This window comes from Streptomyces sp. PA03-6a (genome assembly GCF_033792765.1).
Lineage (GTDB): Bacteria > Actinomycetota > Actinomycetes > Streptomycetales > Streptomycetaceae > Actinacidiphila.
In genome coordinates this window covers 1-25,470 of sequence record NZ_JARAVK010000070.1, presented here as the reverse complement: position 1 = coordinate 25,470, position 25,470 = coordinate 1, and the positions used below count along the sequence as shown (strand labels likewise).

Sequence of the window (25,470 nt, the reverse complement as noted above, 5' to 3'; positions counted from 1 at the left end):
CGGCCCCCGCCCCTTCATGCGCGCCGGGACGGAGCCATGGGCAAGCCGTGACACGGCGGTTGCACTTCTCAGGGAACTCTCAGCCCGGCGGCGGGCGGGTGGCACGGGGTGCGGGAAAACCGGGTGACGTCCGTGCCCGCGGTTCTGCAGGATCGCCGGGTCAGCCTCCCGACCAGGAGGTCCCGTGGTGCACCGCACGATCGTCCCGACCTTGTTCCCGCCGCCCGGTTACGCGCACGCCGCGGTCGTCGAGGCCGGACAGAAGCTCGCCTTCATGGCGGGTTCCGTACCGCTCGACCCGGAGGGCGCCCTGGTGGGGCCCGGCGATCCCGTCGCCCAGGCGCGCCAGGTCGTCGCCAATCTCGACGAGGCGCTGCGGGCCGTGGGCAGCGGCCTGGAGCACGTGGTCGCCTCCACCGTGTACGTCGTGGGCACCGAACCCGCCGAACTGTCGCGGGTCTGGGAGGTCGTCCGGGCCTCGGGGCTGGGCGAGGGGCCCCACACGTCGACGCTGCTCGGGGTCGGCTGCCTCGGGTACGCCGGCCAGCTGGTGGAGGTCACGGCGACGGCGGTGGTGCCCTGAGCCGCGGCGGACGGTTCAGCCGCGCCAGGCGCGGACCAGGTCCTCGGGGCCCCAGTGGGCGGCCAGGGGGAGGCCGGGAGCGACGCCGCAGCGCGAGACGGCGACGAGCGGGGTGGCGGGCGTCGCACCGGGGACGGCGGTCACGTCGCGGACGAGGGCTTCGTATTCGTGGCGGCCGAAGGGATGGGTGTCGAACCACTTGACGGAGCCCACGAAGTGGACCTGCGTGGCCACCGGTTCGCGGTCGGCGCCGACGAGGTCGACCTCGGGGTTGTTCTGGCGGTTCCACCAGCCGCCGACGGCCTCGGTGCGGGGCCAGGCCTCGTCGGGGAGCAGCCTGAGCAGGGACGCGCGGACGACGGGCTCGACCGCGCGGCCGCGCCAGGTGGACCAGGACCGCTCGAAGCGTTCCAGGGCGAGGTCGCCCCGGCCGCGTTCGATCAGGGGGAGGGCGCGGTCCACGAAGGCGAGCCAGAAGCGCAGGTAGGGGTCGGCGATGCGGTAGCGCTTGTTCTTGGTGTCGGCCTTGGCCGACAGGGGGAGGTCGGCGGCGAGCACGCGCTTGGTCAGGAGGGTGCCGAGCAGGGGTGACAGGGTGCCCGAGGGGAGCGGGTGGGCGCCCCCGGTGCGGGCCGCGATGGAGGAGAAGGTGCGTTCGCCGCTGCCGACGGCCTCCAGGACGGCACGGGAGTGGGAGGCCTCGGGGAACTCGCCGAGCAGGGAGAGCTCCCCCGCGACGAGGAGCGGGGAGAGCGGGGTGGAGAAGGCCTCGCGCAGGAACGCGGTGCGGGAGGTGCCGGGCCGCCACGACTGGACGATCTCCGGGAAGCCGCCGGTGATCAGGAGGGCGTCCACCGCGTCGGCGGCGCCGAGACCGGTCATGGACTGCACGTCGGCGAGGTGGAGCGGGCGGACGGTCATCTTGGTGCCGCGGCCGTAGAAGGGGCGGCCGTAGGTCTGGAGCGCCTCCATCACCGACATGTCGCTGCCGACCAGCACCAGCAGGACGGGCTTGGCGGACAGGTGGCGGTCCCAGACGGTCTGCAGGGCGCCCTCGAACTCGGGGTCCTGCTCCACCAGCCAGGGCACCTCGTCGATCACGGCGATGCTCGGTGTGCTGTCGGGGACGGCGAGGGCGAGCGAGCGCAGCGCCTGGTTCCAGTCGCCGGTCTGGAGGCCGGCGACGAGGTCGGCGCCGGGCAGGCCGGAGTGGGCGAGGGCCGTGGCGAAGTCCGCCCGTTCCGCCGCGGGGTTCCGCCCACGGGTGGCCTGGAAGACGACGTACGGCACCCCGGAGCGGTCGCAGAACTCCTGGACCAGGCGGGACTTCCCGACCCGGCGCCGGCCCGTCACGATCACGGCTTGGCCGCGGGTGGCGGCCGTGCCGTCGGTGACCCGGCGCAGCAGGTCGGTGAGGTGCTCGAGGTCGGCTGTGCGGCCCGTGAACTCCATCGGCGTCGGCCCCCGTGGCTGGCTGGGAAGGTGACTGGAAAGGTAGACCCGATCTTACGTAGATTGAGTCTTACTTTATCTCGGGAACCCGGTCCAGGACGAGACCGAAGCGCTCGCGGTAGGCGGCGAGGACGGCGGCGTCGCCGTCCAGGGCCTCTTCCCGGCGGATGCCGTCCGGGGCGGTGGTGATGAGCGTGCGGCCGGAGAGCGTCAGCCTCCCGCCGTCCTCGGTCAGACGGGAGCAGACCAGGGACCGCGTGAAATGGGAGTGCGGCGAGGTCTGCTGGTACCAGGAGCCGGCCTCGAAGTCGGCGAGTTCCCGGGGGCGGGGTTCGAGGCGGAAGACCGGCTCGCCGTCGTGGTGGAGGTCGAGGTCTCCGTACGGGGCCGGAGTGAAGCGGAAGACGCCGCCGGGGTCCTTCTGGTCGACACCGGGGGTGAGGTCGAGGGGGAGGTGCGCATGGCGGCCGAAGCCGACGTCCGCGAGGAGGGTGACACCGTCGCAGGTGCGGACGCGGAGCGCCATGTGGTCGAAGGGGATGCCGAGGCGCGGGCCGTTGACGGAACGGGCCGCGTAGAGCGTGACGTCGTACCCCAGGGCGGCGAGCAGGGCGCCGAAGGCGCCGTTGACCTCGTAGCAGAAGCCGCCGCGGCGAGCGGTCACGATCTTGTCGTGGAGGACCTCGGGGTCCAGAAGGACGCCTTCCCCGAGGTGGATGGAGAGGTTCTCGAAGGGCACGGCGACCAGATGGCGCACGTGCAGCTCGCGCAGGGCCGCCGCGTCAGGGCGTTCGGGGCGCGTGGCGCCGATGCGGCGGAGGTAGGCGTCGGCCTGGGAAGCGTCCATGGCGTCAGTCTTGGGGAACCGGCGACGATCACGCCAGACCCGGCTAACTTCACGGCATGACGCGAACACTGCACGAGCGGCACGCCGCGGCGATGGGCCGGCTCAGGGACGACGAGGACGTGTGGGTGGCGACGGCGGACGCGCGCGGGGTGCCGTGCCTCGTCCCGCTGTCGTTCTGGTGGGACGGGGAGGAGCTATGGCTCGCCACGCGCAGGACGAATCCCACCGGGAGGAACCTGGAGTCCTCGGGACGGGTGCGGCTGAGCCTGGGTCACACCAGGGATCTGGTGCTCATCGACGGCACGGCGCGGGTCGTCGACTTCGCGCGGCTGCCGGACGGTGCCGGTGACGCCTTCGCGGCGAAGGCCGGGTGGGATCCCCGAGGTGACGGACCTTCGTACGCGTTCTACGCGATTCGGCCGCAATGGGTGCAAGCCTGGGGGACGCTGCCGGAGATGCGGGACCGGGAGCTGATGAAGGAAGGGGTGTGGCTGTTCTGATCGCCGATCGGCGATATACACAGTGACAGGCCTTAAGTTGCCGGTTTTGCGTCGGACATGGGCTGGTTGATCTTCGGATTTCGTTGTCCGGAGACTCTTGACGGGGGCTTGACGCGCGCGGTTTCATCCTCGGAAGCGGAGATGAATATTCCGTTTCATGTTTCCCTGGACCGGAGGCGGTAGCCCCCTCGAGCCCGACCCGATCGGATGCGCGCATGACCGACACGCTCCACCCGCCGACGGCCCCGCACTCGCCGACGGCCCCGCCCATCGAGGCCCCGAAGTCGCTCAAGAGGTCGATCGGCGTGGTCGGCGGAACGCTTCTGACGCTGTCGTGCCTGACCCCGGCCTCCTCGCTGTTCGTCATCGTGCCCCCGCTCTTCGCCGACCTGGGAACCGGGACGGCGCTGACCATCGTGATCGCGGCGGTCCTCTGCATCGCGGTGGCCTTCTGCTATTCGGAACTCGGGACGCTGATACCGAGCGCGGGCGGCGAGTACGCGATGGTCGGCACGCTCATCGGGCGGCTGGCCGGGTGGATCGTGTTCGTGCTGTCCCTGATCGTCGTGATGATCGTGCCGCCGATCATCACGCTCGGCACCGGCGAGTACCTGGCGCCGATCATGCAGATCGACCCGAAGATCGCGGGCGCCGCCGTCATGCTGCTGGCCACCGTCATGGGTCTGCTGGACCTGCGGGCCAATGCCTGGATCACCGGCGTCTTCCTGGTCCTGGAGGTCGTCGCGGCGGCGGTCGTGGCCTTCCTCGGCTTTTCCCACACCTCGCGGTCGGCCTCGGTGCTGATCCACCCGGTGACGGAGGCCGGGCACGGGGTGGGGTCGGCGGTCACGGCGGGGACGATCATCGCGGGGCTGGCGATCGCGCTCTTCGTGCTGCAGGGCTTCAGCACGGCCGTGTACCTGTCCGAGGAGATGGAGAACCCGCGGCGCACGGTCTCCCGGACCGTGCTGTGGACGCTCGGCATCGGCGCCCTGGTGGTGATCGTGCCGACGATCGCGATCACGCTGGGCGCACCCGACATGAACTCCCTGATGGCGGGCGACCTCTCGGCGCTCGTGCGGGGCTGGAGCAACTCGGCGGTCGGCACCTTCATCAGCCTCTGCATCGCGCTGGCCATCATCAACGCGGGCATCGTGATGGTCATCCAGAACTCCCGGGTGCTCTACGCCTCCGCGCGCGACCGCGCCTGGCCGGCCCCGGTCAACAAGGCCTTCGGCACGCTGAGCAAGCGGTTCGGCGCCCCGTGGATCGCGACGCTCGCGGTGGGCGTGCCGGGCGCGGTGCTGTGCTTCGTGCCGGTGGAGACGCTGAGCGGCGTCACCGGCGTGGCGGTCGCCGCGATGTACATCGTCGTCGCCCTCGCGGCCCTCGGCTCGCGCCGCGCCGGGCACAAGGAGCGTGCGGCCTGGCGCATGCCGCTGTGGCCCGCGGTGCCGCTGCTGCTGGTCGTCGTGCTGGCGTACGTGCTGACCCAGCAGACCGCGCAGGACCTGGTGATCACCGGTGTGATCGTCGCCGCCTCGCTGGCCTACTGGCTCTTCTACCTCCGGCCGCGGCAGAGCACCCGCTGGGTGATCTCCGTGCCCGAGGAGGAGATGGGCCTGGAGGGCGCCTGAGCCGCCCGTCCCCGGCACCCGGGGGGCCCGTACCGGTCGTGCACCGGTGCGGGCCCTTCGCCGTCCCCGGACGGCCCGCTCGGCGGCGGGCGAGCGACCGGTCGCGGCGGCCCGCAGGTCCTCCCGGTCGCCCAGGACGGCGACCGGGCCGTCCCGGTCGGTGCGCAGGACCGTGGTGCCCTGGGCGCGCAGCGCGGCGAGGGTCCGGGGCGACGGATGTCCGTACGGGTTCCCGGCCCCGCAGCTGACGAGCGCGAGACGGGGCCGGATGCGGGCCAGCAGCGCCGGGTCCTGGTAGGCGGAGCCGTGGTGGGCGACCTTCAGGACGTCGACGCGCGGGAGGTCCGGGACGGCGGTCAGGAGCGCGTGCTGGGCCGCGGGCTCCAGGTCGCCGAGGAGGAGCACGGTGAGCCCTGCGGTGCGGACCAGCAAGGTGACGCTGGCGTCGTTGGGATTGGTGCCGCCCAGATCGGCACCCTCGGCGCCCGCGAGGAGGGAGGGCGCGGCGGGCCACAGCACACGCCAGTCGAGGGGGCCCAGGCGGCGGCGCTCCCCGGGCCTCGCGCGCAGCAGGGGAACGCGGGCCGCGGCCGCCTGACGGCGTACGAAGGCGGCCTGGTCGGAGGGTTCGTCGAGGGTGGTGGTCTCGATGGCGCCCACGGAACGGCCGCGCAGGACCCCGGGGAGGCCGGCGACATGGTCGGCGTGGAAGTGCGTGAGGACGAGCAGCGGGATCGCGGTGACCCCGAGCGAGCGCAGGCAGCGGTCGACGAGGCGGGGCTCCGGGCCGGTGTCCACCACGACGGCGGCGCCGTCGCCCGCGGAGAGCACCAGGGCGTCGCCCTGGCCGACGTCGCAGGCCACCAGCCGCCAGGCCGGCGGCGGCCAGCCGGTCACCGAGCGGGGCAGCGGCGCGGGACGTACGACGGCGAGCACGAGCAGCAGCGCGGCGGCGGCACACAGCCAGGGACGGCGCAGGAGGCGGCGCCCCGCCGCGACCACCACCACGGTGACGGCCGCCAGCAGCAGGGCGCCCGCCCAGGTGCCGGGCCAGTCGAGCGTCGCCCCCGGCAGGGCGGCACCGCGCCGGGCCACCGCCGCGATCCAGCCGGCGGGCCAGCCCGCGACCCAGGAGAGTGCCTTGGCGACGGGCATGGCGAAGGGCGCCGCGGCCAGGGCGGCGAAGCCGAGGACGGTGGCGGGGCCCACCGCGAGTTCCGCCAGCAGGTTGCAGGGGACGGCGACCAGGCTGACGTGGGCGGCCAGCACCGCCACCACCGGGGCGCACACCGCCTGCGCTGCGGCCGCCGCGGCCAGGACCTCCGCGAGGCGCGGTGGCACCCGCCGGTGCCGCAGGGCGGTGCTCCAGCGCGGGGCGAGGACCAGGAGCGCGCCGGTGGCCAGCACGGACAGCGCGAAGCCGTACGAGCGGGCGAGCCAGGGATCGTGGAGGAGCAGCAGCAGGGCGGCCCCGCACAGCGCGGGCAGCAGGCTGCGGCGGCGGCCCGTGCCGATGGCCAGCAGGGTGATCAGCCCGCAGGCGGCCGCGCGCAGCACGCTCGGGTCGGGCCGGCACACGACGACGAAGGCCACGGTGAGCACGCCCCCGAGCACGGCCGTCACACGGAGCGGAAGGGCCAGCCGCGGTGCCAGGCCGCCGCGCTCGGCGCGCAGCGCGAGACCGGGCGGACCGATCAGCAGGATCAGCACCAGCGAGAGGTTGGAACCGCTGACCGCGGTCAGATGGGTCAGGTCGGTGGCCTCGAACGCGTCGTGCAACTCCACCGGTATACGGGAGGTGTCCCCGACGACAAGCCCGGGAAGGAGGGCACGGGCGTCGGACGGCAGGCCCTCGGTGGCCTCGCGCAGCCCCGCGCGGAGTCCGCCGGCCACACGTTGCGCACGGCCGGGCGGCGCCACGACGCGCGGCGGCCCTCGTACCGACAGCACCGCGGCGATCCGGTCGCCCGGCCCCGCCGCCGGGGCGAGCCGGGCCTCCGCCTCGACGCGCGTGCCGGGCAGCAACGTCAGCCAGGCACGGGCGGGTTGCCGGGCGATGAGCAGGACCGGTGTGCGGACGGCGGTCCTCGTGCCGCTCGCCGTCACGCGTACGGCCTCGGCCTCCACCAGCACCGCTTCCGGCGCCCGGACGGCCCCACGCACCTGCGGGCGGATCAGCCGGGGATCCGCCGTCAGCCTCAACTCCACGCTCGCATGCGCGCGTTCGGCCGCCAGGGCGGGCACCGGGCCACGGTGCAGGTCAGCGGAGTGCAGTCCCGCCACGGCCGCGGACGCCGCAGCGCAGAGCGCCACGGTGGCGACCGACGTCCACCGGCGTACGAACGACGCGAGCGCCACCAGGACGACCAGCGCGCACGCCCCCACCACGGCTCGCCCGGGCGCCGCGAGGGCGAGGCCCGCGGCGAGCCAGGCCGCGAGGGCCGGGGCCACCAGACGGAGGTCCGGCGGGCCCTCCTGGCGCGGGTTCGACGCGCCCCGGGGTGAGGCGGCCGCCGCATGCACCGCCGGGCGGGGCGCGCTCACGGGGTGACCAGTGGCTTGAGATCGGAGAACCGGCGGTCCCCGATGCCGTTGACGTCCCGCAGCTGCTCGACGGAGGTGAAGCCGCCGTGCCGGCCGCGGTAGTCGATGATGTGCCGGGCGAGCACCGGCCCCACACCGGGCAGGGCGTCCAACTGCTCGGCGGTGGCGGCGCTGAGGCTGACCGGCCCGCTCGCCGCGGCGGTCCCCTGGACCCCGGTGGCCGGTTGCGGGGCGGGGCGGCCCACGACGATCTGCTCCCCGTCGGCCAGCAGGCGGGCCAGGTTCAGGGCGCTGGTGTCCGTACCGGGCAGCGCTCCCCCGGCGGCGTCCACGGCGTCCGCCACGCGGGACCCCGCGGGCAGCCGGCGCAACCCCGGCCTCCTGACCTTGCCGGCGACGTCCACGACCAGCACCGGTTTCGCCCCCGGCGCGGGGCCCGGCGCCCGGGGCCCGGCCGCCGCGGAAGCCCGCGCGCCGGCCGGGGCCCCGGCCGCGGCGGGCAGCGCCGCGGCGACCGGCGGCACCGCCACGGTGCGCGGCCGGCCGGTCCAGAAGTGGTGCACCGCGAAGGCGAGGGCGACGAGGAGGACGACGGCCAGGGCGGCCGCCGTCTTCGCCTCGATGCCGCAGCGGACGGAGAGCCAGGTGGGGAGGCGCTCGGTGAGGGCCAGCCGCCAGGCACCCACGGCGCGGCGCCCCGGCGGATCCGGCACCCCCGGCGCAGCCTGTCGTTCCGGCAGCGCCGGTCGTTCCGGCACGGCCAACCGCTCCGGCACATCGGGTCGTTCCGGTCGTTCCGGTCGTTCCGGTGGATCCGGTGCCGCCGCGCCCGCCCCACCCCGTGGCGCGGGACGGCTCGGCGGACGGTCGAAGAGGGCGGCGGCCCGTTCCCGGACCGCGCCGGCGGCGGGCCCGGGTACGGGCACGCGGGCGGACGGGTGCCTGCGGTGGCGAGGAGTTGCGGTGGTCGATCCCATGTCAGGGACGGTAAACGGACCGGCACCAACGAGATGATCTTGCTCAAGTCCTGTGGATCGTCCAGAGGTTGTGGATAACCCCGTCACCCGGAAGGGATCACAGCGGGGAGACGACCGCTCCCAGCAGCCCGGGCCCCGTGTGGGCGCCGATCACCGCGCCGACCTCGCTGAGGACGAGGGTGTTGATCCCGGGGACCCGCGCCCGCAGCCGCTCCGCCAGCGCGGACGCGCGGTCCGCGGCGGCCAGGTGGTGGACGGCGATGTCCACCGGACGGGTGCCCGCCCGCTCGACGACGATCTCCTCGAGCCGCGCCAGCGCCTTGGAGGCCGTACGCACCTTCTCCAGCAGCTGGATGCGGCCCTCGTCCAGCTGCAGCAGCGGCTTCACCGCGAGCGCCGACCCGAGCAGCGCCTGCGCCGCGCCGATGCGTCCGCCCCGGCGCAGGTAGTCCAGGGTGTCCACGTAGAAGTAGGCCGACGTGTCCGACGCCCGCTTCTCCGCCGCCGCCACGATCTCGTCCGCGGAGCCGCCCGCCTCCGCCGCCTCGGCGGCGCTCAGCACCGGGAACCCGAGGGCCATGGCGACCATCGCGGTGTCCACGACGCGCACCGGCACGGGCGCGTCCGCCCCCGCGAGCAGCGCGGCGTCGTAGGTGCCGGAGAACTCCGCCGACAGGTGCAGGGAGACGATCTCGGTCGCGCCCGACTCCGCCACCGCGCGGTAGGCGGCGGCGAATTCCTCCGGGCTCGGCCGCGATGTGGTGACGGGCTTGCGGCGTTGCAGGGCGCGGGCGACCGCGGGCGCCGACACCTCGGTGCCCTCTTCCAGCGCTTCGTCGCCGATCACCACCGCCAGGGGCACCACGGTGATCCGGTGCCGGGTCAGGGCCTCCTGCGGCAGGTAGGCCGTGGAATCGGTGACGATAGCGACATGGGACGACATGTGCGGGAGGTTACCCGCGCCGAAGGCCGGGCGACAGTACGGCTCCGCCGAGGTGAACCCCGGTGAACGTCCCCGCGGCCCGTCCCGGCCGCGCCCGGCCCCTCACAGCGCCTTGGGCGGCTGTCCGGTGCCCGGCTCGGGCATCCGCTCGCGCCGCGTCCCCGGCTGAGTGCGCGGTTCCGGTTCCGGCTCCGGCAGCGCCGAGGGCGCCCAGTGCCGCAACGCCCCGGCCTCCAGGTCGATGTCGCGGCCCAGCGCAGCGAGGTCGTCGTCGGCGAAGCGGCGGGCCCGGTCCTGGGCGGCCCAGCGCAGCGAGTCCGCGGAGTGGGTGATGCGCCGCGTGCGCTCCTCCAGCTCGCCGATCCGGGCCGCGATGCGGGTGCGGTCGGGCTCGCGCTCCAGCAGCCGCAGCTCCGCGTCGAGCTCCCGGGCGTGGGAGCTCAGCCTGGCGAGCAGCGCGACGGCCTCGCTCAGCGACGGGTCGACGGCGGCCTGCCCTTCCAGCGCCGCTTCCGTGCTCGTGACGGACGTACGCAGCGCCAGGCGCAGCTCGGCGAGCTTCCCGGCGGGCCCGGGCCTGCTGTAGCGGCGGGCCTTCAGACCGGTGTCCTCGACCACGCGGCGGGCCTCGATGCTGGTGCGCTCCACCCCGCGCTTGACCGCCCGCGCCGTCTTGACCGCGGCGACGACACCGAGCGCCACGAAGGAGGCGAAGAGGAGCAGGATCACGGCGACGGCGACATCCACGGCGGCTCCTCTGCCCGGTCGGCCCGGTCCGTCCGACCGGCCCGATCTGCTCGATCAGTTGTATGCCCACCGTAAACGGACGGGGGCGGGCGAGGGTTCCGGGAGAACCCCTACCCGCCCCTTACACCGACCTGCACCGCCGGCACCGACCTGCGCCGACCTGCTCCGGCCGGGCGATCAGCCGCGCATCAGGCACTCAGGTACTCAGGCCATCACGCGGGGACGATGTTCACCAGCTTCGGCGCCCGCACGATCACCTTGCGGACCCCCGCGCCGTCCAGCGCGGCCACGACCGCCGGGTCGGCCAGGGCCTGGGCCTCCAGGTCGGCGTCGGAGATCGTCGGCGGCACCTCCAGACGGGCCTTGATCTTGCCCTTGATCTGGACGACGCAGGTGACGGTCTCGTCCACCACGTACGCAGGGTCGGCCACCGGCAGGTCCTCGTGCGCCAGGGACCCCTCGTGCCCCAGCCGCCGCCACAGCTCCTCGGCGATGTGCGGGGCCAGCGGCGCGATCAGCAGCACCAGCGGCTCGGCGACCGAGCGCGGCACCGGGCCGCCCGCCTTGGTCAGGTGGTTGTTCAGCTCGGTGATCTTGGCGATGGCGGTGTTGAAGCGCAGGCCCTCCAGGTCCTGGCGGACGCCGTCGATCGCCTTGTGCAGGGCGCGCAGGGTGTCCTCGTCCGGCTCGGCGCCGGTCACCGTGACCTCGCCGGTCGTCTCGTCCACCACGTTGCGCCACAGCCGCTGCAGCAGCCGGTACTGGCCGACGACCGCACGGGTGTCCCAGGGCCGGGAGACGTCCAGCGGGCCCATCGCCATCTCGTACAGGCGCAGGGTGTCGGCGCCGTACTCGGCGGCGATCTCGTCCGGGGTGACGGCGTTCTTCAGGGACTTGCCCATCTTGCCCAGCTCGCGCTTGACCTGCTCGCCGCCGTACCACCAGCCGCCGTCGCGCTCCTCGACCTCGGCCGCCGGAACGGGGAAGCCGCGGCCGTCGCGGTAGACGTAGGCCTGGATCATGCCCTGGTTGAACAGCTTGTGGAACGGCTCCACCGACGACACGTGGCCCAGGTCGAACAGCACCTTGGACCAGAAGCGCGCGTACAGCAGGTGCAGCACCGCGTGCTCGGCGCCACCGACGTACAGGTCGACGCCGCCGTGCGGCTGCCCCTCGCGCGGACCCATCCAGTACCGCTCGATCTCGGGGTCGACCAGCTGCCGGTCGTTGTGCGGGTCCAGGTAGCGCAGCTCGTACCAGCAGGAACCGGCCCAGTTGGGCATGGTGTTGGTCTCGCGGCGGTACGGGCGCACGCCGCGGCCGTCGCCCAGGTCCAGCTCGACGTGGACCCACTCCGCGTTGCGGGACAGCGGGGTCTCGGGCTCGGTGTCCGCGTCGTCCGGTTCGAAGGTGCGCGGGGAGTAGTCCTCGACCTCGGGCAGCTCCAGCGGCAGCATCGACTCGGGCAGCGGGTGGGCGACGCCGTCCTCGTCGTAGACGATCGGGAAGGGCTCGCCCCAGTACCGCTGGCGGCTGAACAGCCAGTCGCGCAGGCGGAAGTTGATGGTGCCCTCGCCGATGCCGCGCTGCTCCAGGTACGCGATGACCTTGCGCTTGGCGTCGGCGACCTCCAAGCCGTTCAGGTCGATCTCGTCGTTGGCGGAGTTGATCGCCGGGCCCTGGCCGGTGTACGCCTCGCCCTCCCAGCCCTCGGGCGGCCGGACGGTGCGGATGATGGGCAGGTCGAAGACGGTGGCGAACTCCCAGTCGCGCTCGTCCTGGCCGGGGACGGCCATGATCGCGCCGGTGCCGTAGCCCATCAGGACGTAGTCGGCGACGAAGACCGGGACCCGGGTGCCGGTCAGCGGGTTCACGGCGTACGCGCCGCTGAAGACGCCGGTCTTGTTCTTGCCCTCGGTCTGCCGCTCGACGTCCGACTTGGACTGGGCCTGCTTGCGGTACTCCGCGACGGCCTCGGCCGGGGTGGCCGCGCCGCCGGTCCAGGCGTCCTTGGTGCCCTCCGGCCACGCGGCCGGCACCACGGTGTCGACCAGCGGGTGCTCGGGGGCCAGCACCATGTAGGTGGCGCCGAACAGGGTGTCCGGACGCGTGGTGAAGACGGTGATCGGGCTCTCGCCGTGGCCCTCGACCGCGAAGTCGACCTTGGCGCCCTCGGAGCGCCCGATCCAGTTGCGCTGCTGCAGCTTGATCGCCTCGGGCCAGTCCAGGGCGTCCAGGTCGGCCAGCAGGCGGTCGGCGTAGGCGGTGATGCGCATCATCCACTGGCGCAGCTTGGCCTTGAAGACGGGGAAGTTCCCGCGCTCGGAGCGGCCGTCGGCGGTGACCTCCTCGTTGGCCAGCACGGTGCCCAGGCCGGGGCACCAGTTGACCGGGGACTCCGAGGCGTAGGCCAGGCGGTACTCGCCCAGCACGGCGTCACGCTCGGCGGGGCTCAGCTCCGCCCAGGCACGCCGGTCGGGCGTGGCGCGCTCGCCCTTCTCGAACTGCTCGACCAGCTCGGCGATGGGGCGGGCGCGGTCGGCCTGGGGGTCGTACCAGGAGTTGAAGATCTGCAGGAAGATCCACTGGGTCCACTTGTAGTAGTCCGGGTCGATCGTGGCGAACGACCGGCGCTTGTCGTGGCCCAGGCCCAGCCGGCGCAGCTGGGACTTCATGTTGTTCATGGCCGCCTCGGTGGTGACCCGAGGGTGCTCGCCGGTCTGCACGGCGTGCTGCTCGGCGGGCAGGCCGAAGGCGTCGAAGCCCAGGGTGTGCAGCACGTTGTGCCCGGTCATCCGCTGGAAGCGGGCGAAGACGTCGGTGGCGATGTAGCCCAGGGGGTGGCCGACGTGCAGTCCCGCGCCCGAGGGGTACGGGAACATGTCCATGATGAACTTCTTGGGCTTGGCCAGCTCGCCGTCCCCGGCCAGGTCACCGGTGGGGTTGGGCGCGGCGAAGGTCTGGTGCTCGTCCCAGAAGTCCTGCCAGCGGCTCTCGATGTCGGCGGCCAGGGCGGCCGTGTAGCGGTGGGGCGCAGCCGCCTCCGCGGCGGGGGTGGTCTCGCTCATCGTCCTTCGTACTCCATCGCTGTCATGACGGCCTGCGGCCCGGCCGCCGTACGGACATCTGCCTGCGCTACTGCGGAAACGAAAAAGCCCCTCGCACAGGAGGGGCGCCGCACTGACATCGATCGTGGTCAGCGCGGCTTGCTAAGCAGAAGGCGTACGGCACGCATGCGGTCAGGGTACCGCAGAGCGGGAAGGGCCCGCACCGAGGTTCCCCCCGGTGCGGGCCCTGCCCAGCCGTTTCCGGCGCTGATCAGCGGTGGTGCGGCTCAGCGGTGGTGCGGCCGGTACGAGTCGAGGTAGCCGCGCGCCGGGGTGCCGACGCCGGTCACGTCGTCGTAGCCGACGACCGCGGACAGCGAGCTGTCCTTGCCGAGGCTGCGGAGCGAGGTGATCGTGCCGTCCGCCGCGTCGAAGCCGTTGGCGTAGTCCACGCGGACGACCGCGAGGTCCTTGCCGCGGCCCAGCGGGTGGTCGGTCACGTCGTGGTACGCGCCGGTGCCGTAGCGGTCGTAGATCAGCGGGTTGGCGAAGCCGATCGGCACGCCGTGCCGGGCCTGCTGCGCCAGCGCCTGGACGCCCGCGATCACCGGTGCGGCGAGCGAGGTGCCGCCGATCCGGTACTCGCTGTACTGGAAGGACCCGTCCGGGAAGGCCTGGGTCTGGCCGACCAGGAAGCCGGTGTTCGGGTCGGCGACGGCCGAGATGTCCGGCTCGACGCGCTGCTTGACCGTGCCGCCGTTGGCCAGCGCGAGCGAGTTGGGAACCACGCCGCGCTGGTAGAAGGGCTGCGCGTAGAGCTTGCTGGTGCCGCCGCCGGCGCCGGAGGTGTAGGCGCCGGGGAAGGCCGTCCAGCTCGAGCCGTCCTCGGCCAGCGTGGCCTTCAGGGTGCCCCAGCCGGTCTCCCACTGGTACTTGTCGCCCTTGCCGACGGCGAGCGAGGTGCCGCCGACGGAGGTGACCCAGGGGGAGTTCGCCGGGGTGTCGACCTGCTTCGCGCCGTGCGCCGCGACGTTGTCGCCCGCGTCGCCGGAGGAGAAGTAGAAGCCGATGCCCTCGACCGCGCCGATCTGGAAGATCTGGTCGTAGGCGGCCGCGATGTCCGGGGTCTCGTTGCTCTCGATGTCGCCCCAGGAGTTGGAGACGATGTCGGCGAGCCGGTGGTCGACGATCTTGCCGAGCGCGTCGAGCAGGTCGTCGTCGGTGCAGGAGGAGGCGCCGACGTAGGTGATGTCGGCAGCCGGGGCGACCGCGTGCACCGCCTCGACGTCCAGGGTCTCCTCGCCGTACCAGCCGGAGGCGTCGCACTCGTCGGGGCTCGTGTAGCGGTAGTCGGCCGGCAGCACCTGGGAGAGCTGGCCGCGCTTGTAGGCCGCGTCGCCGTTGCGGGCGGCGTACTTCTTGGCGTCGGCGACGATCGTCGGGGAGGCGAACGCGTCGGTGATGGCGACGGTGACGCCCTTGCCGTTGTACGAGCCCGCGCCGTAGGCGGCGCGCAGCTGCTTGCCCGTGTAGCCCTTGACGGCGTAGGGGGCGCGCGTGCCGTAGGCGACCGGCAGCTTCTTGTTCGTGTTCGACCCGTAGTAGGTGGAGAAGGGGCCGGAGTTCTTGAAGACGGCGCCGGGCGGCGGCAGCGTGTCCTGGTGCTGGGCGCGCCGCGGGGAGTTGTCCAGGCCGGTGACGGTGAGCACCGCGCCACCCAGGGAGGCGGGGACGGAGGCGGTCCCGGTCGGGGCGTGGTAGGTCTTGGCGCCCTTCGCGTAGTTGTGGAGCTGGGTGCCGAACGCCTGCTCCGCGTCGGCGACGTCGCCGGTCACGGTCAGGTAGTGCTCGTCGACGCCGGTGACCTTCAGCCCGGAGGACTCCAGCCACTGCCGCGTCTGCGCGATCTGCTGCGCGGAGGCGCCGAAGCGGGCCTTGGCCTGCTTCGCCGAGAGGAACGTGCCGTACGAGACGGAACCGGGGTCGGACACGGCCTGGGCGTAGGCGGCCAGGCCCTGGGCGTCACGGCCGGCCAGGTACACCCGGAGGGTGACCTCGGCCGAGTCGGCGGTGGCGCCCTTGTCGGCCTTGGCGGTGGCCCAGGCCGGCTTGCTGCCGGCGAGGCTGTGACGTCCGTGCGGTGCGTCGGCCTGGGCGGTGGGTATGCCCATCGCCAGCGCACCGGCGACCAGAGGCAGTGTCGCTGCCAGGGCCAGGCCGGCCCGCCTTCTCGAGCGGGTTGAGCTCATGAAACCCCCTGCTGTGTGAAGTTCGCGCGGAGTGGCGGCGCGCCGGAGACGGCAGCGCGCGTGGACCGCCACGCCACTCTCGCGGTGAACAGCTCATGCCAGGGACATGTGTTCGCCAAGAAGGACTCAAGGAAGGCCCACGAAAGGGCAATTGGGACGGCAATCCGATCCGGAATGCGGACATATGGTGCCGGAGAACGGACGCTCCGGTGAAGGACCGATCATCCTTGCCGAACGGAGCCCGAACAAACCAACGTTAGCAGTTCGTAATGATCCTCATCCCGGGTTGTCGAAAGACGATCGTTCAGGCCACCCGTACGGGTTAGCGTCTGCCGCATGCGCACCAACCGACAGTCCCCGGACGGTCGCCGGACCCCCCCGATACCGGCGAGCGACATCCTGTCCGGGGCCCTTCGCGCCGCACGGTCGCCCCGCGCCTGGGCGATCGCCGGCACCGCCGCCGCCCTGCTCGTCCTCGCCGTCACCGCGGGTCCGTACCTGCGGGCGTTCCTGGACTTCGGCGCCGGCGTCCTCACCCTCGTCTCCCTGAGCTGCACCGTCATCTGGGGCCTGGTGTCCACCGACACCGTCTTCCTCGGGCCCCGCGAACGCCTGCTCACCCAGGGCATCCACCGCGGTCTGGGCGTCGCCGCGATCGGATTCCTGATCCTGCACGTGACGACGAAGGTCGTCGAGGCACGGGTCACCACCGCCGGCGCCTTCCTCCCCCTCGGCGTGACCGGCCGGGACGGCCTCATCGCCCTCGGCGTGCTCGCCGCCTACCTGATGATCCTCGCCGCCGCCACGGGCGCCATGCGCAGCGTCTTCGCCGCCAACCGGCACCCCGTGCGGTGGCGCATCCTGCACAGCACCGCCTACGCGTCCTGGTGCATGGCGCTGATCCACGGTCTGCAGTCCGGCCGCTCCGCCAAGACCTGGATCATCGTCGCCTACGGGATCTGCCTGGTGGGTGTCGCCATCGGGCTGGTCTACCGGCTCCGCAGGACCCGTGGCGAGGCGCTCTTCCCCGAGACGCGGGAGCGCTCGGCCTCCTACCGCAAGCTCGGCGGCGAACGGGCCGCGTCCCGGGGCGGTTCCGGCCGCCGGCGTGCCGTGCCCCGGGAGGAGAACGGGCCCAGCCTGGCCAGCGCCTACAGCGAACCGCTGCCGCCGCTGCCCAACTTCCCCACCGCCCAGCAGTACACGGCTGTTCCTCCCCCGGCCCCGGACCGTACCCTCGGCATGGATCCCGCGGCCGCCACGATGCAATTGCCGCAGGTGCCCGCCGACCCCCAGGCGACGTACCAGCAGCAACCGCAGGTGCCGTACCAGCAGCAACCCCAGCAGACCGGCTGGGACGGCACTCCCGCATGGGGCACCCCGGTGCCGGACGGCAGGCAGGGCGCGGATCCGCTGGGAGCCGACAGGCTCCAGCCGATCGCCTGGCAGCAGTCCACGCCCGGACCCTATGAAGGACAACGATGAGCGTTCCCGCCATACCGGACCGGTCACCCGCCCCTCGCCCGGGGGCGGGTGATGTGCTCCCCGACGTGCGTACCGTCGGGCTGCCCCGGATCACCGCGGGGTTCGACGAGGTGGAGCGCCTGGACCGGGTGACCCACCTCAACGTGCACGGTTCCATGCCGAGCATGACCGAGGGCGAACTGCTGGACCTCGCCGAGCTGATGGGCCTGCGCGGCCGTGGCGGGGCGGGCTTCCCCTTCTACAAGAAGCTCAAGGCCGTCGGTGAGGCCGCACGCCGGCGCGGCTCACCGACCGCGGTGATGGTCAACGGCTGCGAGGGCGAACCGGCCTGCCGCAAGGACGCCGTCATCCTGCGCCGCGCCCCGCACCTCATGCTGGACGGGGCCCTGCTGTGCGCCGAGATCCTCGGCGCCCGCGAACTGGTCATCAGCGTCACGCGCGACACCAACGAGCAGTCCGTGCGCGACGCCCTGGCCGAGCGGGGCCTGGGCACCAAGCGGGGCCGCCAGCTGAGGGCCCGGATCGTGCGCATGCCGGAGCGCTTCGTGTCGGGCGAGTCCTCGGGCATCATCTCGGCGGCCAACGGCGGCCTCCCCCTGCCGCCCGGCAAGAAGGTGAGCGCGAGCGAGTCCGGCCTCGGCGGCATGCCGACGCTCTTCTCCAACACCGAGACCTTCACCCAACTGGCCATCGGCGCCCGCATGGGGGCGATCCGCTTCGGCTCCGCGGGCGCCCCGGGCGAGCCCGGTACGGCCATGCTGACGGTGTCCGGCTCGGTGCCCCGGCAGACGGTCGTGGAGACCCCGACGGGTGTGCCGATGTCGTACATCCTGCAGATGTGCGGCGGGAACCCGGGGCAGGGCGTGCTCGTCGGCGGCTACCACGGCAACTGGATCGACCCCAGCGTCGCCTCGATGGTGACCATCGCCCGCGAGAGCCTGGAGGCCCACAAGGCCACCCTGGGCGCGGGCGCCCTGCTCCCGCTGGACCCGGGCCTGTGCCCGCTGGGCGAGTCGCTGCGGGTCGCGCAGTGGCTGGCCGCCGAGACGGCCGGCCAGTGCGGGCCGTGCCGCCTCGGGCTGCCGCGTATGGCCGGACTGCTGCAGGACGTGCTCAACGGCGGCGGGCAGGCCGCGCTGGAGCAACTGCGGCAGACCGCGGTCGCGGTGAAGGGGCGCGGGGTGTGCAAGCACCCCGACGGCTCGATGCGCTTCGTGATGTCCACCATCAACGCCTTCACCGACGACCTCGCCGCCCACGTCCTCGGCGGCGGCTGCGGCCGCCCCACCGTGGGCGTGCTGCCGCTGCTGAAGTCCGACCCGCCGGCGCCGCGGGGCGGCGCTCCCGCCGGCGCCGCCGCGCAGACCAGCAACAAGCGGCTGAACGTCGACTGGACGCTGTGCAAGGGGCACGGCCTGTGCGCCGGCGTCCTCCCGGAGATCGTACGGCTGGACCGGGACGGCTACCCCGACATCGCCGGCACGCCCGTTCCGCCGCACCTGGACGCGGCCGCGCAGCGCGCGGTGGCCCGCTGCCCCGCACTGGCCCTGCGCATGGAGGAGGGCGGCCGCCGCTGACCCCGGCCGCACGCAGCAGGGCCCGGCACCGTCGCGGTGCCGGGCCCCTCCGGCGTACGGACCGCGGTGCGCCGGGGCACACGAAGAACCCGCCCGGTCGTCGCGACCGGACGGGTAGTGTCCGCAGTGGGAAGTGGAGCTACGGGGATTCGAACCCCGGACCTCTTGCATGCCATGCAAGCGCTCTACCAACTGAGCTATAGCCCCGCGATGCCGTTCTCCCGGGTTCCCCCGGCGACCTGGGATACATTACACGGCCCCGGGGCCGGTACGCCAAATCGATTCCTGGCCCGCGGGCACGGCGCCCGGTACTGTCGGCTGACCCCGCCCCGGAAGAATCTGGAGAAGGCCGCAGTGACCGCGACGCAGCCGATCGCCGACACCGCGGCGCGCAGCTCCCGGGTCCGCAGGCCCACCCTCGTCGCGGCGCTGGTGTGCCTGGTGTCCTTCGCGGCGTTCTGTGCCGCCCAACGCGCGGCACACGTCTCGATGATCGACCTCACCGTCTACCGGGCCGAGGGCTGGTCGGTGCGGGGCGGGGACGACCTGTACGCGATGCGGGTCACCCACGCGCAGCTGCCCAACACCTATCCGCCGTTCGCGGCGCTGCTCTTCACGTCCCTGACGCTGCTGGGCCCGGGTGCCGCGCGGATCGCGGCGACCGCGGTCAACCTCGGCCTGCTGGTCGCCCTGGCCCATCTGTCGCTCCGGCTGGCCGGGCTGCCGCGGCGGCTGCCCGCGGCGGCAGCCGCGCTGGGCGTCGCGGCGGGCGCGGTGTGGTGCGAGCCGGTCTGGACGACGCTGCGGTACGGGCAGATCAACCTGCTGCTCGCGGTGCTCGTGCTGGGGGACCTCGCCGGGCGCCGGGGCCGGGTCGCGGGGATCGGCATCGGCATCGCGGCGGGCATCAAGCTGACACCGCTGCTGTTCGTCGCCTTCCTGGCCGTCGGCGGGGCGGTGATCGCCTGGCGGCGGCGGGAGCGCTGGAACACCTGGCTGCGGACGGCTGTCGTGGCGTCCGTCACCTTCGCCGCGACCATCGGCCTTTCCGCGCTCGTCCTGCCACGCGACTCCCGGCGCTTCTGGACGGAGGTCGTCCTCTCCGCCGACCGCGCCGGCAACGGCGAGGACACCGCCAACCAGTCGTTGCGGGGCGTCCTCGCCCGCGCCCTGCACACCGGCGACCCCGGCACCTGGTGGCTCGTCGCGGCACTGCTCGTGGCCGCCGTGGGCCTGGCCGTCGCCACGGCCCACCTGGCGGCCGGGGAACGCGCCTGGGCCGTCCTGTCCTGCGCCGTCACGGCGCTGCTGGTCAGCCCCGTCTCCTGGTCGCACCACTGGGTGTGGGCGGTCCCCCTGGTCGTCCTGCTGGCCGGCCAGGCCCTGCGGCAGAGCCGCCCCGCACGCTGGTGGGCCGGCACCGCCGCGTCCGCCGTACTCTTCTGCTCGTACGCGCTCTGGCTCATCCCGCACGGCGACGGCGTCTCGCGTCCCGAACTCCACCAGTCCGCCGGACAGATGGCCCTCTCGGCGGTCTACCCGGCCGCCGGGGCCGCGTTCTTGTGCCTGTCGGCGGCCGTCGCCGTCGCTCGGCGCCGCGCTCGCGCACCGCGCAGGACCCCCGTGGCGGCCGCCTGAGCGGCGCTCAGGCCCTGCGCCGCCGCAGCACCGCCACGAGCGCCCCGGCCGCCGCGGTGGCCGCCAGGGCGGCGGAGGTGACCGCGACGGCGTGCGCCGAGGAGTGGGCGGCGCTCAGCCGGCCCAGGAACAGCGTGCCGAAGGAGGCTACCCCGATCAGCTGACCGAGCTGGGTGACGGTGGCCAGCAGGCCGCTGGCGTCCGCGGCGTCCTCGGGACGGACCTGTCCGAGAGCGAGGGTCAAGGTGGGGCTGAAGGAGGCGCCCAGCCCCAGGCCGACACCGAACAGGGCCACCAGGAAGGCCGGTTCGTGCTGCTGCCCGTCGCGCAGCAGCAGGCCGACCCCCGCGAAGGACGCGCCGGCCACGATCAGTCCGCCCGGCGCCAGCCAGGCGCGGGCACGCGCGGGAAGCCGGCGCCAGGTGAGCCCGGTGCCGCCGAAGGAGACGGCCGCGGCGCTGAAGGTGAGCCCGGTATGCAGGGCGCTGAGGCCCAGCCCGCTCTGCAGGTGGAGCGCGATGGCGAACAGGAACCCGGCGTTGAGGGCCATGGCGACCCCGATGACGGCGACGGAACGGAGCATGCCGGGCGCCCGCAGGACCCGCGAGGAGACCAGCGGCGCGCCACCGCGCCGGGCGAGCCGGGTCTCCAGCAGGGCGAAGGCCACGCACAGCACGACGCTGAGGCCGAGGCAGACCCAGCCCCACGCCGGCCAGCCCTCCTCCTGCCCGAGCACCAGGGGCACGGTGAGCAGGGTCACGGCCGCGCCGAGGGTGACCAGCCCCGGCAGGTCGAGACCGCGGCGGCGCTCGGCGGCGCCCTCCGGGTCGCGCGGGACGACCCATGGGACCAGGACGAGCAGGACGAGCCCGATGGGGACGTTCACCAGGAAGGCCGGGCGCCACCCGGTACCGAACAGGTCGGCGCTGACCAGCAGCCCGCCCAGGGACTGCCCGGCGGCGGCACCGGTGGCCAGGACGGCCGCGTAGACGCCGAGGGCGCGCACCCGCCGCTCGCCGGAGAAGTTGCGCTGGATGAGGCTGAGCACCTGCGGGATCATCAGGGCGGACCCGGCCCCCTGCACCAGCCTGAACGCGGTCAACTGCCCCGTCGACCCGGCCAGTCCGCAGGCCAGGGAGGCGGCGGTGAAGACGGTGAGCCCGGCCAGGAACGCCCTGCGGTGGCCCCACAGGTCGCCGGTCCTGGCACCGGTGATGAGCAGGACGGCGTAGGAGATGGTGTAGCCGGCCACGATCATCTGCAGCCCGGCACCCGAGGCGTGCAGGTCGGTGCGGATGGTGGGCGCGGCCACGTTGACGATGAAGACGTCCAGCAGGGCCATGAACTGACCGGTGAGCAGGACGCCGAGCAGCTGTCCGGCACGCGGTCCGCGGCGGCCCGGAGGGCCGGCCGGGGCACGGCGTGCGGTAACGGTGGGATTCGCCATGGTCCGAGGCTGCGGGCGGGCCCGTACCGGTAACGAGAGCCCTCGGATCCTGGTACCGACAGCACCTGGCAGCCCCGCGCGGACGGGCGGACGATGGGCGCATGGCCGTACCGTCCCCGCGCCGCACCGAGCTCGCCGCCTTCCTGCGCAGCCGCCGCGCGCGCATCCGGCCGGAGGACGTCGGCATGCCGCCCGGCCTGCGCCGCCGTACGCCCGGGCTGCGGCGGGAGGAGGTCGCGCAGCTCGCCGGAGTGGGGGTGACCTGGTACACGTGGCTGGAGCAGGGCCGGCCGATCAACGCCAGCGTGCAGGTGCTGGACGCGGTGGCGCGCATCCTGCGGCTGGACGTGGCCGAGCGCAAGCACCTGTACCGGCTGGCGGGCGTGCCCTTCGTCCGCGAGCCGGTCTCCGACGCCGAGGCGGTGGGCGAGGAGGTGGAGGGCATCGTCGACGCCCTCGACCCGCTCCCGGCGGTGGTCTACAACGCCCGTTACGACGTGCTGGCCTGCAACTCCGGTTACCGGCGGCTCTTCCCCCAGGTGCGGATCGCCTCCCGCGCCGACCGCAACGTGCTGCTGCGCCTGTTCACCGGCCCGCCGTGCTGCTCGGCGTACGTCAACCGGGAGGCCGAGCTGCCCCGGATGGTCGCGCAGCTGCGCGCCTCGTACGGCCGGCACGTGGGCGAACCGGCCTGGGAGTCCTTCGTCGAGCGGCTGGTCCGGGAGAGCGCGGAGTTCGCGCAGATGTGGGCGAGCGGCGACGTGGCGGCTCCAGGACAGCGGATCAAGGTGATCCAGCACGCCTCGGTCGGCAGGATCCGGCTGACCTCGACCTCGCTGGCGGTCCAGGCGATGCCGGAGCACCGGATCGTGGTCTACACGCCGGCCGACGCGGAGAGCCGGGAGCTGACGGCGCGGCTGCGGGAACTGGACGACCCGCTGGTGGGCTGCCCCCGGCACGCGCGCCCGCTCTCGGCGCTCGCCGCGGAACAGGGGCCGGCCGCGGAACGGACCGGGTGAAACGCGAAGATCCCACCTCCCCTGGGGGGAGACGGGATCCGATACCGCTGTGGAGCTACGGGGATTCGAACCCCGGACCTCTTGCATGCCATGCAAGCGCTCTACCAACTGAGCTATAGCCCCGCTGTCCTCGGGCTTTCCGCCCTGCGAACGAGAAGAAGCTTAGCCGGTCAGGGCCGGATTCCTGAAATCGGCTGCGGCCCGGCCCCGCCCCGGCTCCCGGCCCCGTCAGTCGTCGTCGCCGAGCACCGGCTCGGGCAGGGTCCCGGCGTTGTGCTCCAGCAGCCGCCAGCCGCGGGCGCCCTCGCCGAGGACCGACCAGCAGGTGTTGGACAGCCCGCCGAGCGCCTCCCAGCTGCGCGGGTCAAGCCCGAGGAGCCGGCCGATGGTGGTGCGGATGGCGCCGCCGTGGCTGACGACGACCAGGACACCGCCGTCGGGCAGCTTGTCGGCCGCCGCGAGCACCACCGGGGCGGCCCGGTCGGCGACCTCGGTCTCCAGCTCGCCGCCGCCGCGCCGCACGGGCTCGCCGCGCTTCCAGGCCGCGTACTCCTCGCCGTACCGCTCGGTGATCTCCTCGTGGGTCAGGCCCTGCCACACGCCGGCGTAGGTCTCCCGCAGGCCCTCGTCGTACGAGATGTCCAGCTCCGTGACCGCGGCCAGCTCGGCGGCGGTGTCGGCGGCGCGCTGCAGGTCGGAGGAGACGATCGCGTCCGGCTGCAGAGCGGCCAGCAACCGGGCGGCGCGCTTGGCCTGCGCGACACCGGTCGAGGTCAGCGGGATGTCCGTGGAGCCCTGGAAGCGGCCCTCCACGTTCCAGGAGGTCTGTCCGTGCCGCCAGAAGACGACGCGGCGGCCGCGACCCCGCGTGTGGCCGTTCAGATCAGCTCTCCGTCCTCGTCGGCGGCCGCGGTGGCGCGGGCGTGCTCCTCGGCCTTGCCACGGGTGGCGACGGCGTCCTTGGGGAGCTCGAGCTCGGGGCAGTCCTTCCAGAGCCGCTCCAGCGCGTAGAAGACCCGCTCCTCCGAGTGCTGGACGTGCACCACGATGTCGACGTAGTCGAGCAGGACCCAGCGGCCCTCGCGCTCGCCCTCACGGCGCACCGGCTTGACGCCGAGCTCCTCCTGCAGCCGCTCCTCGACCTCGTCGACGATGGCCTTCACCTGGCGGTCGTTGGGCGCGGAGGCCAGCAGGAACGCGTCGGTGATGGAGAGGACGTCGCTGACGTCGTAGGCGATGATGTCGTGCGCGAGCTTGTCGGCGGCCGCCTGGGCGGCGGTCTGAATGAGCTCGATGGAGCGGTCCGTGGCGGTCACAGGTAAGGCTTTCCGGTCGGGGACGTCGTACGTCCAGGGTCTCACGGACCGCGCTCGGTCCCCGACCGGTTATGGACCGCCCCCGGTCAGCTCTTCTCCGGCGGGCTGTAGTCCTGGCCCAGGACGACCGTGATGTCGGCGTTGGAGGCCACGCCGCCCTTCTTGGCGGCCTTGGCGGACAGGCCCAGCGTCTTGGCCAGCTCCTCCGCGTTCGTCTTCTGGTCGGCGTCGGCGTACAGGACCTGCGAGGTGGCCCGGGTGTCCGCGGTGGCGCCGGAGACGAAGGTGTAGCCGCCGCCGACGATCTGCACCTGGGCCTCGCCGGTGTTGGCGGCCACGCCGGTGGCGTTGCGCAGGGTGACCCGGGGGATGCCGTCGGAGTCGGTGTTGGTGACGGTGCCGCCGAGCACCTTCTTGACCACGTCCTCGGTGGCCTTCTCGCTCAGCGTGCCGTCGGGCTCCACCGGCAGCGTCTCGGTGGTGTAGTCGCCGCCCTTGGCCTCCTCCGACAGGGCCGCGAGGCTGCTGCCGAGGTCCTTCTCGGTCAGCGGGGGCTCGATGACCTGGTTGAGCCCCTCGACGGTCTTGGTCGCCAGGTCCGGGTCGCTGTACATCTTCTTCAGCACGGCCTGGACGACCTGCCCGAAGCGGGCCAGCTGCTTGTCGGCCCCCTCGCCCGGTCCCCGGTAGACGGCGTACGCGACGGCGGCCTGGCCGCCCAGCTCCTGCTGCTTTCCGGGCTTGACGAGGGTCTTGCCGTCCTGCTTCTTGCCTGCCTTCACCGTGGCGTCGGTGTCGACGAGGACTCCGCCGAGGGACTCGACGAGGTTGTCCAGGTACGGGGTGTCCAGCCGCCAGGTGCCGCTGATCTTGGTGCCGAGCAGGCCTTCCAGCGCCTCGCGGGTGGGGGCGGAACCGTTCTCCACGACGGACTTGCCGAGCGTGGTGCTGCCGCCGTCGTCGCTGCTCACGGCGAGCGAGTTCGGCAGCAGGACGGTGGTGCCCTTCTTGGTGGTCGAGTTGCTGACCAGCAGCGCGGTCGAGGTCGCCTCGCTGCCGACCGGGCGCAGGTGCAGCACGATGACGTCGCGCTTCTGGCCGCCCGCGGCCTGCTGGGCGGTCCCGGAGTCCCTGCCGAGGCCGGGGATCTTGCCGGCCTTCCACAGGTAGCCGACGCCGCCGACGGCGGCCAGCACCAGGACGACGACCGCGGCGACCACGCGGTTGCGGCCGCGGCGCCTGGCCTCCTCGCGCCGTTCGGTGCGGGACTCGGTGAACTTCAGCCAGTCGATGACCTCTTCCGACTCCTCGGTCTCCTCGTCGACGAAGGAGAACTGGCCGGTGTGGTAGTCGGCTTCGGCCCCGGCGGAGCGGCCGGCGGCGGGCCGGGCCGGCGACTCCTCGTAGGCGGGCTGCCGCTGGGCCGGAGGGGCCTGCGGCAGCCCGCCTACGAGGAGTCGCC

18 protein-coding genes, 2 tRNA genes and 1 pseudogene are annotated in these 25,470 nt (G+C 73.4%); 7 read left to right on the top strand and 14 right to left on the bottom strand.

Annotated features, from left to right (window positions below; genetic code table 11):
* Positions 1–184 precede the first annotated feature (184 nt).
* On the top strand, positions 185–583 hold the full coding sequence (locus tag PV350_RS18670) for a RidA family protein (protein ID WP_500334940.1): 399 nt from the start codon (positions 185–187) through the stop codon (positions 581–583).
* 15 nt (positions 584–598) lie between these two features.
* On the opposite strand, the gene PV350_RS18665 is transcribed toward PV350_RS18670, so the two are convergent.
* Positions 599–2,035: an ATP-binding protein gene (locus PV350_RS18665; RefSeq protein WP_500334938.1), complete on the bottom strand. Its 1,437-nt coding sequence runs from the start codon at positions 2,033–2,035 to the stop codon at positions 599–601.
* 70 nt (positions 2,036–2,105) lie between these two features.
* Positions 2,106–2,882, bottom strand: coding sequence for an arylamine N-acetyltransferase family protein (locus PV350_RS18660; RefSeq protein WP_500334936.1), 777 nt, complete (start codon positions 2,880–2,882; stop codon positions 2,106–2,108).
* A gap of 56 nt (positions 2,883–2,938) precedes the next feature.
* Between PV350_RS18660 and PV350_RS18655 the strand changes: the two genes are divergently transcribed.
* A complete protein-coding gene (locus PV350_RS18655; RefSeq protein WP_499511842.1) occupies positions 2,939–3,382 on the top strand; it encodes a pyridoxamine 5'-phosphate oxidase family protein in 444 nt (147 codons plus the stop codon).
* A 215-nt stretch (positions 3,383–3,597) separates the two neighbouring features.
* A complete protein-coding gene (locus PV350_RS18650; RefSeq protein WP_500334934.1) occupies positions 3,598–5,019 on the top strand; it encodes an APC family permease in 1,422 nt (473 codons plus the stop codon).
* 90 nt (positions 5,020–5,109) lie between these two features.
* Here PV350_RS18650 and PV350_RS18645 read toward each other — a convergent pair.
* From PV350_RS18645 to PV350_RS18620, 6 genes and pseudogenes are all read right to left on the bottom strand, one after another.
* Positions 5,110–7,563, bottom strand: a pseudogene (locus PV350_RS18645) (ComEC/Rec2 family competence protein); the annotation flags it as partial.
* The gene (locus tag PV350_RS18640) at positions 7,560–8,321 is read right to left on the bottom strand and encodes a ComEA family DNA-binding protein (protein WP_500334932.1); all 762 of its coding nucleotides are present in this window, start codon (positions 8,319–8,321) and stop codon (positions 7,560–7,562) included. The pseudogene PV350_RS18645 and the gene PV350_RS18640, both read right to left, overlap by 4 nt.
* A 316-nt stretch (positions 8,322–8,637) precedes the next feature.
* Complete coding sequence (locus PV350_RS18635) at positions 8,638–9,483, bottom strand: DegV family protein (protein WP_500334930.1); 846 nt, start codon at positions 9,481–9,483, stop codon at positions 8,638–8,640.
* A gap of 102 nt (positions 9,484–9,585) precedes the next feature.
* A complete protein-coding gene (locus PV350_RS18630) occupies positions 9,586–10,230 on the bottom strand; it encodes a hypothetical protein (RefSeq protein WP_500334928.1) in 645 nt (214 codons plus the stop codon).
* 212 nt (positions 10,231–10,442) lie between these two features.
* Positions 10,443–13,298, bottom strand: coding sequence for a leucine--tRNA ligase (leuS, locus tag PV350_RS18625; RefSeq protein ID WP_500334927.1), 2,856 nt, complete (start codon positions 13,296–13,298; stop codon positions 10,443–10,445).
* A gap of 266 nt (positions 13,299–13,564) precedes the next feature.
* The gene (locus PV350_RS18620; protein ID WP_499511849.1) at positions 13,565–15,526 is read right to left on the bottom strand and encodes a S53 family peptidase; all 1,962 of its coding nucleotides are present in this window, start codon (positions 15,524–15,526) and stop codon (positions 13,565–13,567) included.
* Positions 15,527–15,862: 336 nt separating this feature from the next.
* Here PV350_RS18620 and PV350_RS18615 point away from each other — a divergent pair, with 336 nt between their 5' ends.
* Positions 15,863–17,011, top strand: a complete 1,149-nt coding sequence (locus tag PV350_RS18615) for a hypothetical protein (RefSeq protein WP_500334925.1) — start codon at positions 15,863–15,865, stop codon at positions 17,009–17,011.
* Positions 17,008–18,588: an NADH-ubiquinone oxidoreductase-F iron-sulfur binding region domain-containing protein gene (locus PV350_RS18610; protein WP_499511851.1), complete on the top strand. Its 1,581-nt coding sequence runs from the start codon at positions 17,008–17,010 to the stop codon at positions 18,586–18,588. Before PV350_RS18615 ends, PV350_RS18610 begins: the two co-directional genes overlap by 4 nt.
* Positions 18,589–18,722: 134 nt before the next feature.
* Here the strand turns inward: PV350_RS18610 and PV350_RS18605 are convergent.
* Positions 18,723–18,795: transfer RNA gene (locus PV350_RS18605), tRNA-Ala, on the bottom strand.
* 147 nt (positions 18,796–18,942) lie between these two features.
* Here PV350_RS18605 and PV350_RS18600 point away from each other — a divergent pair.
* Positions 18,943–20,226 carry a glycosyltransferase 87 family protein gene (locus tag PV350_RS18600; protein ID WP_500334923.1) on the top strand — a complete coding sequence of 428 codons (1,284 nt, stop codon included), beginning with the start codon at positions 18,943–18,945 and terminating at the stop codon, positions 20,224–20,226.
* A 7-nt stretch (positions 20,227–20,233) separates the two neighbouring features.
* Here the strand turns inward: PV350_RS18600 and PV350_RS18595 are convergent, their stop codons facing one another.
* A complete protein-coding gene (locus PV350_RS18595) occupies positions 20,234–21,673 on the bottom strand; it encodes an MFS transporter (RefSeq protein ID WP_500334921.1) in 1,440 nt (479 codons plus the stop codon).
* 101 nt (positions 21,674–21,774) lie between these two features.
* Between PV350_RS18595 and PV350_RS18590 the strand changes: the two genes are divergently transcribed.
* Positions 21,775–22,692, top strand: coding sequence for a helix-turn-helix transcriptional regulator (locus PV350_RS18590; protein ID WP_500334919.1), 918 nt, complete (start codon positions 21,775–21,777; stop codon positions 22,690–22,692).
* Between the two features lie 50 nt (positions 22,693–22,742).
* Here the strand turns inward: PV350_RS18590 and PV350_RS18585 are convergent.
* From PV350_RS18585 to PV350_RS18570, 4 genes are all read right to left on the bottom strand, one after another.
* Positions 22,743–22,815: transfer RNA gene (locus tag PV350_RS18585), tRNA-Ala, on the bottom strand.
* 105 nt (positions 22,816–22,920) lie between these two features.
* The gene (locus PV350_RS18580) at positions 22,921–23,574 is read right to left on the bottom strand and encodes a histidine phosphatase family protein (RefSeq protein ID WP_499516831.1); all 654 of its coding nucleotides are present in this window, start codon (positions 23,572–23,574) and stop codon (positions 22,921–22,923) included.
* Positions 23,571–24,008, bottom strand: a complete 438-nt coding sequence (rsfS, locus tag PV350_RS18575) for an RsfS/YbeB/iojap family protein (RefSeq protein ID WP_499511854.1) — start codon at positions 24,006–24,008, stop codon at positions 23,571–23,573. The genes PV350_RS18580 and rsfS overlap by 4 nt, the downstream gene beginning before the upstream one ends.
* Positions 24,009–24,094: 86 nt before the next feature.
* The coding region (locus PV350_RS18570) for an LCP family protein (protein ID WP_500334917.1) at positions 24,095–25,470 on the bottom strand (1,376 nt) is incomplete at its 5' end.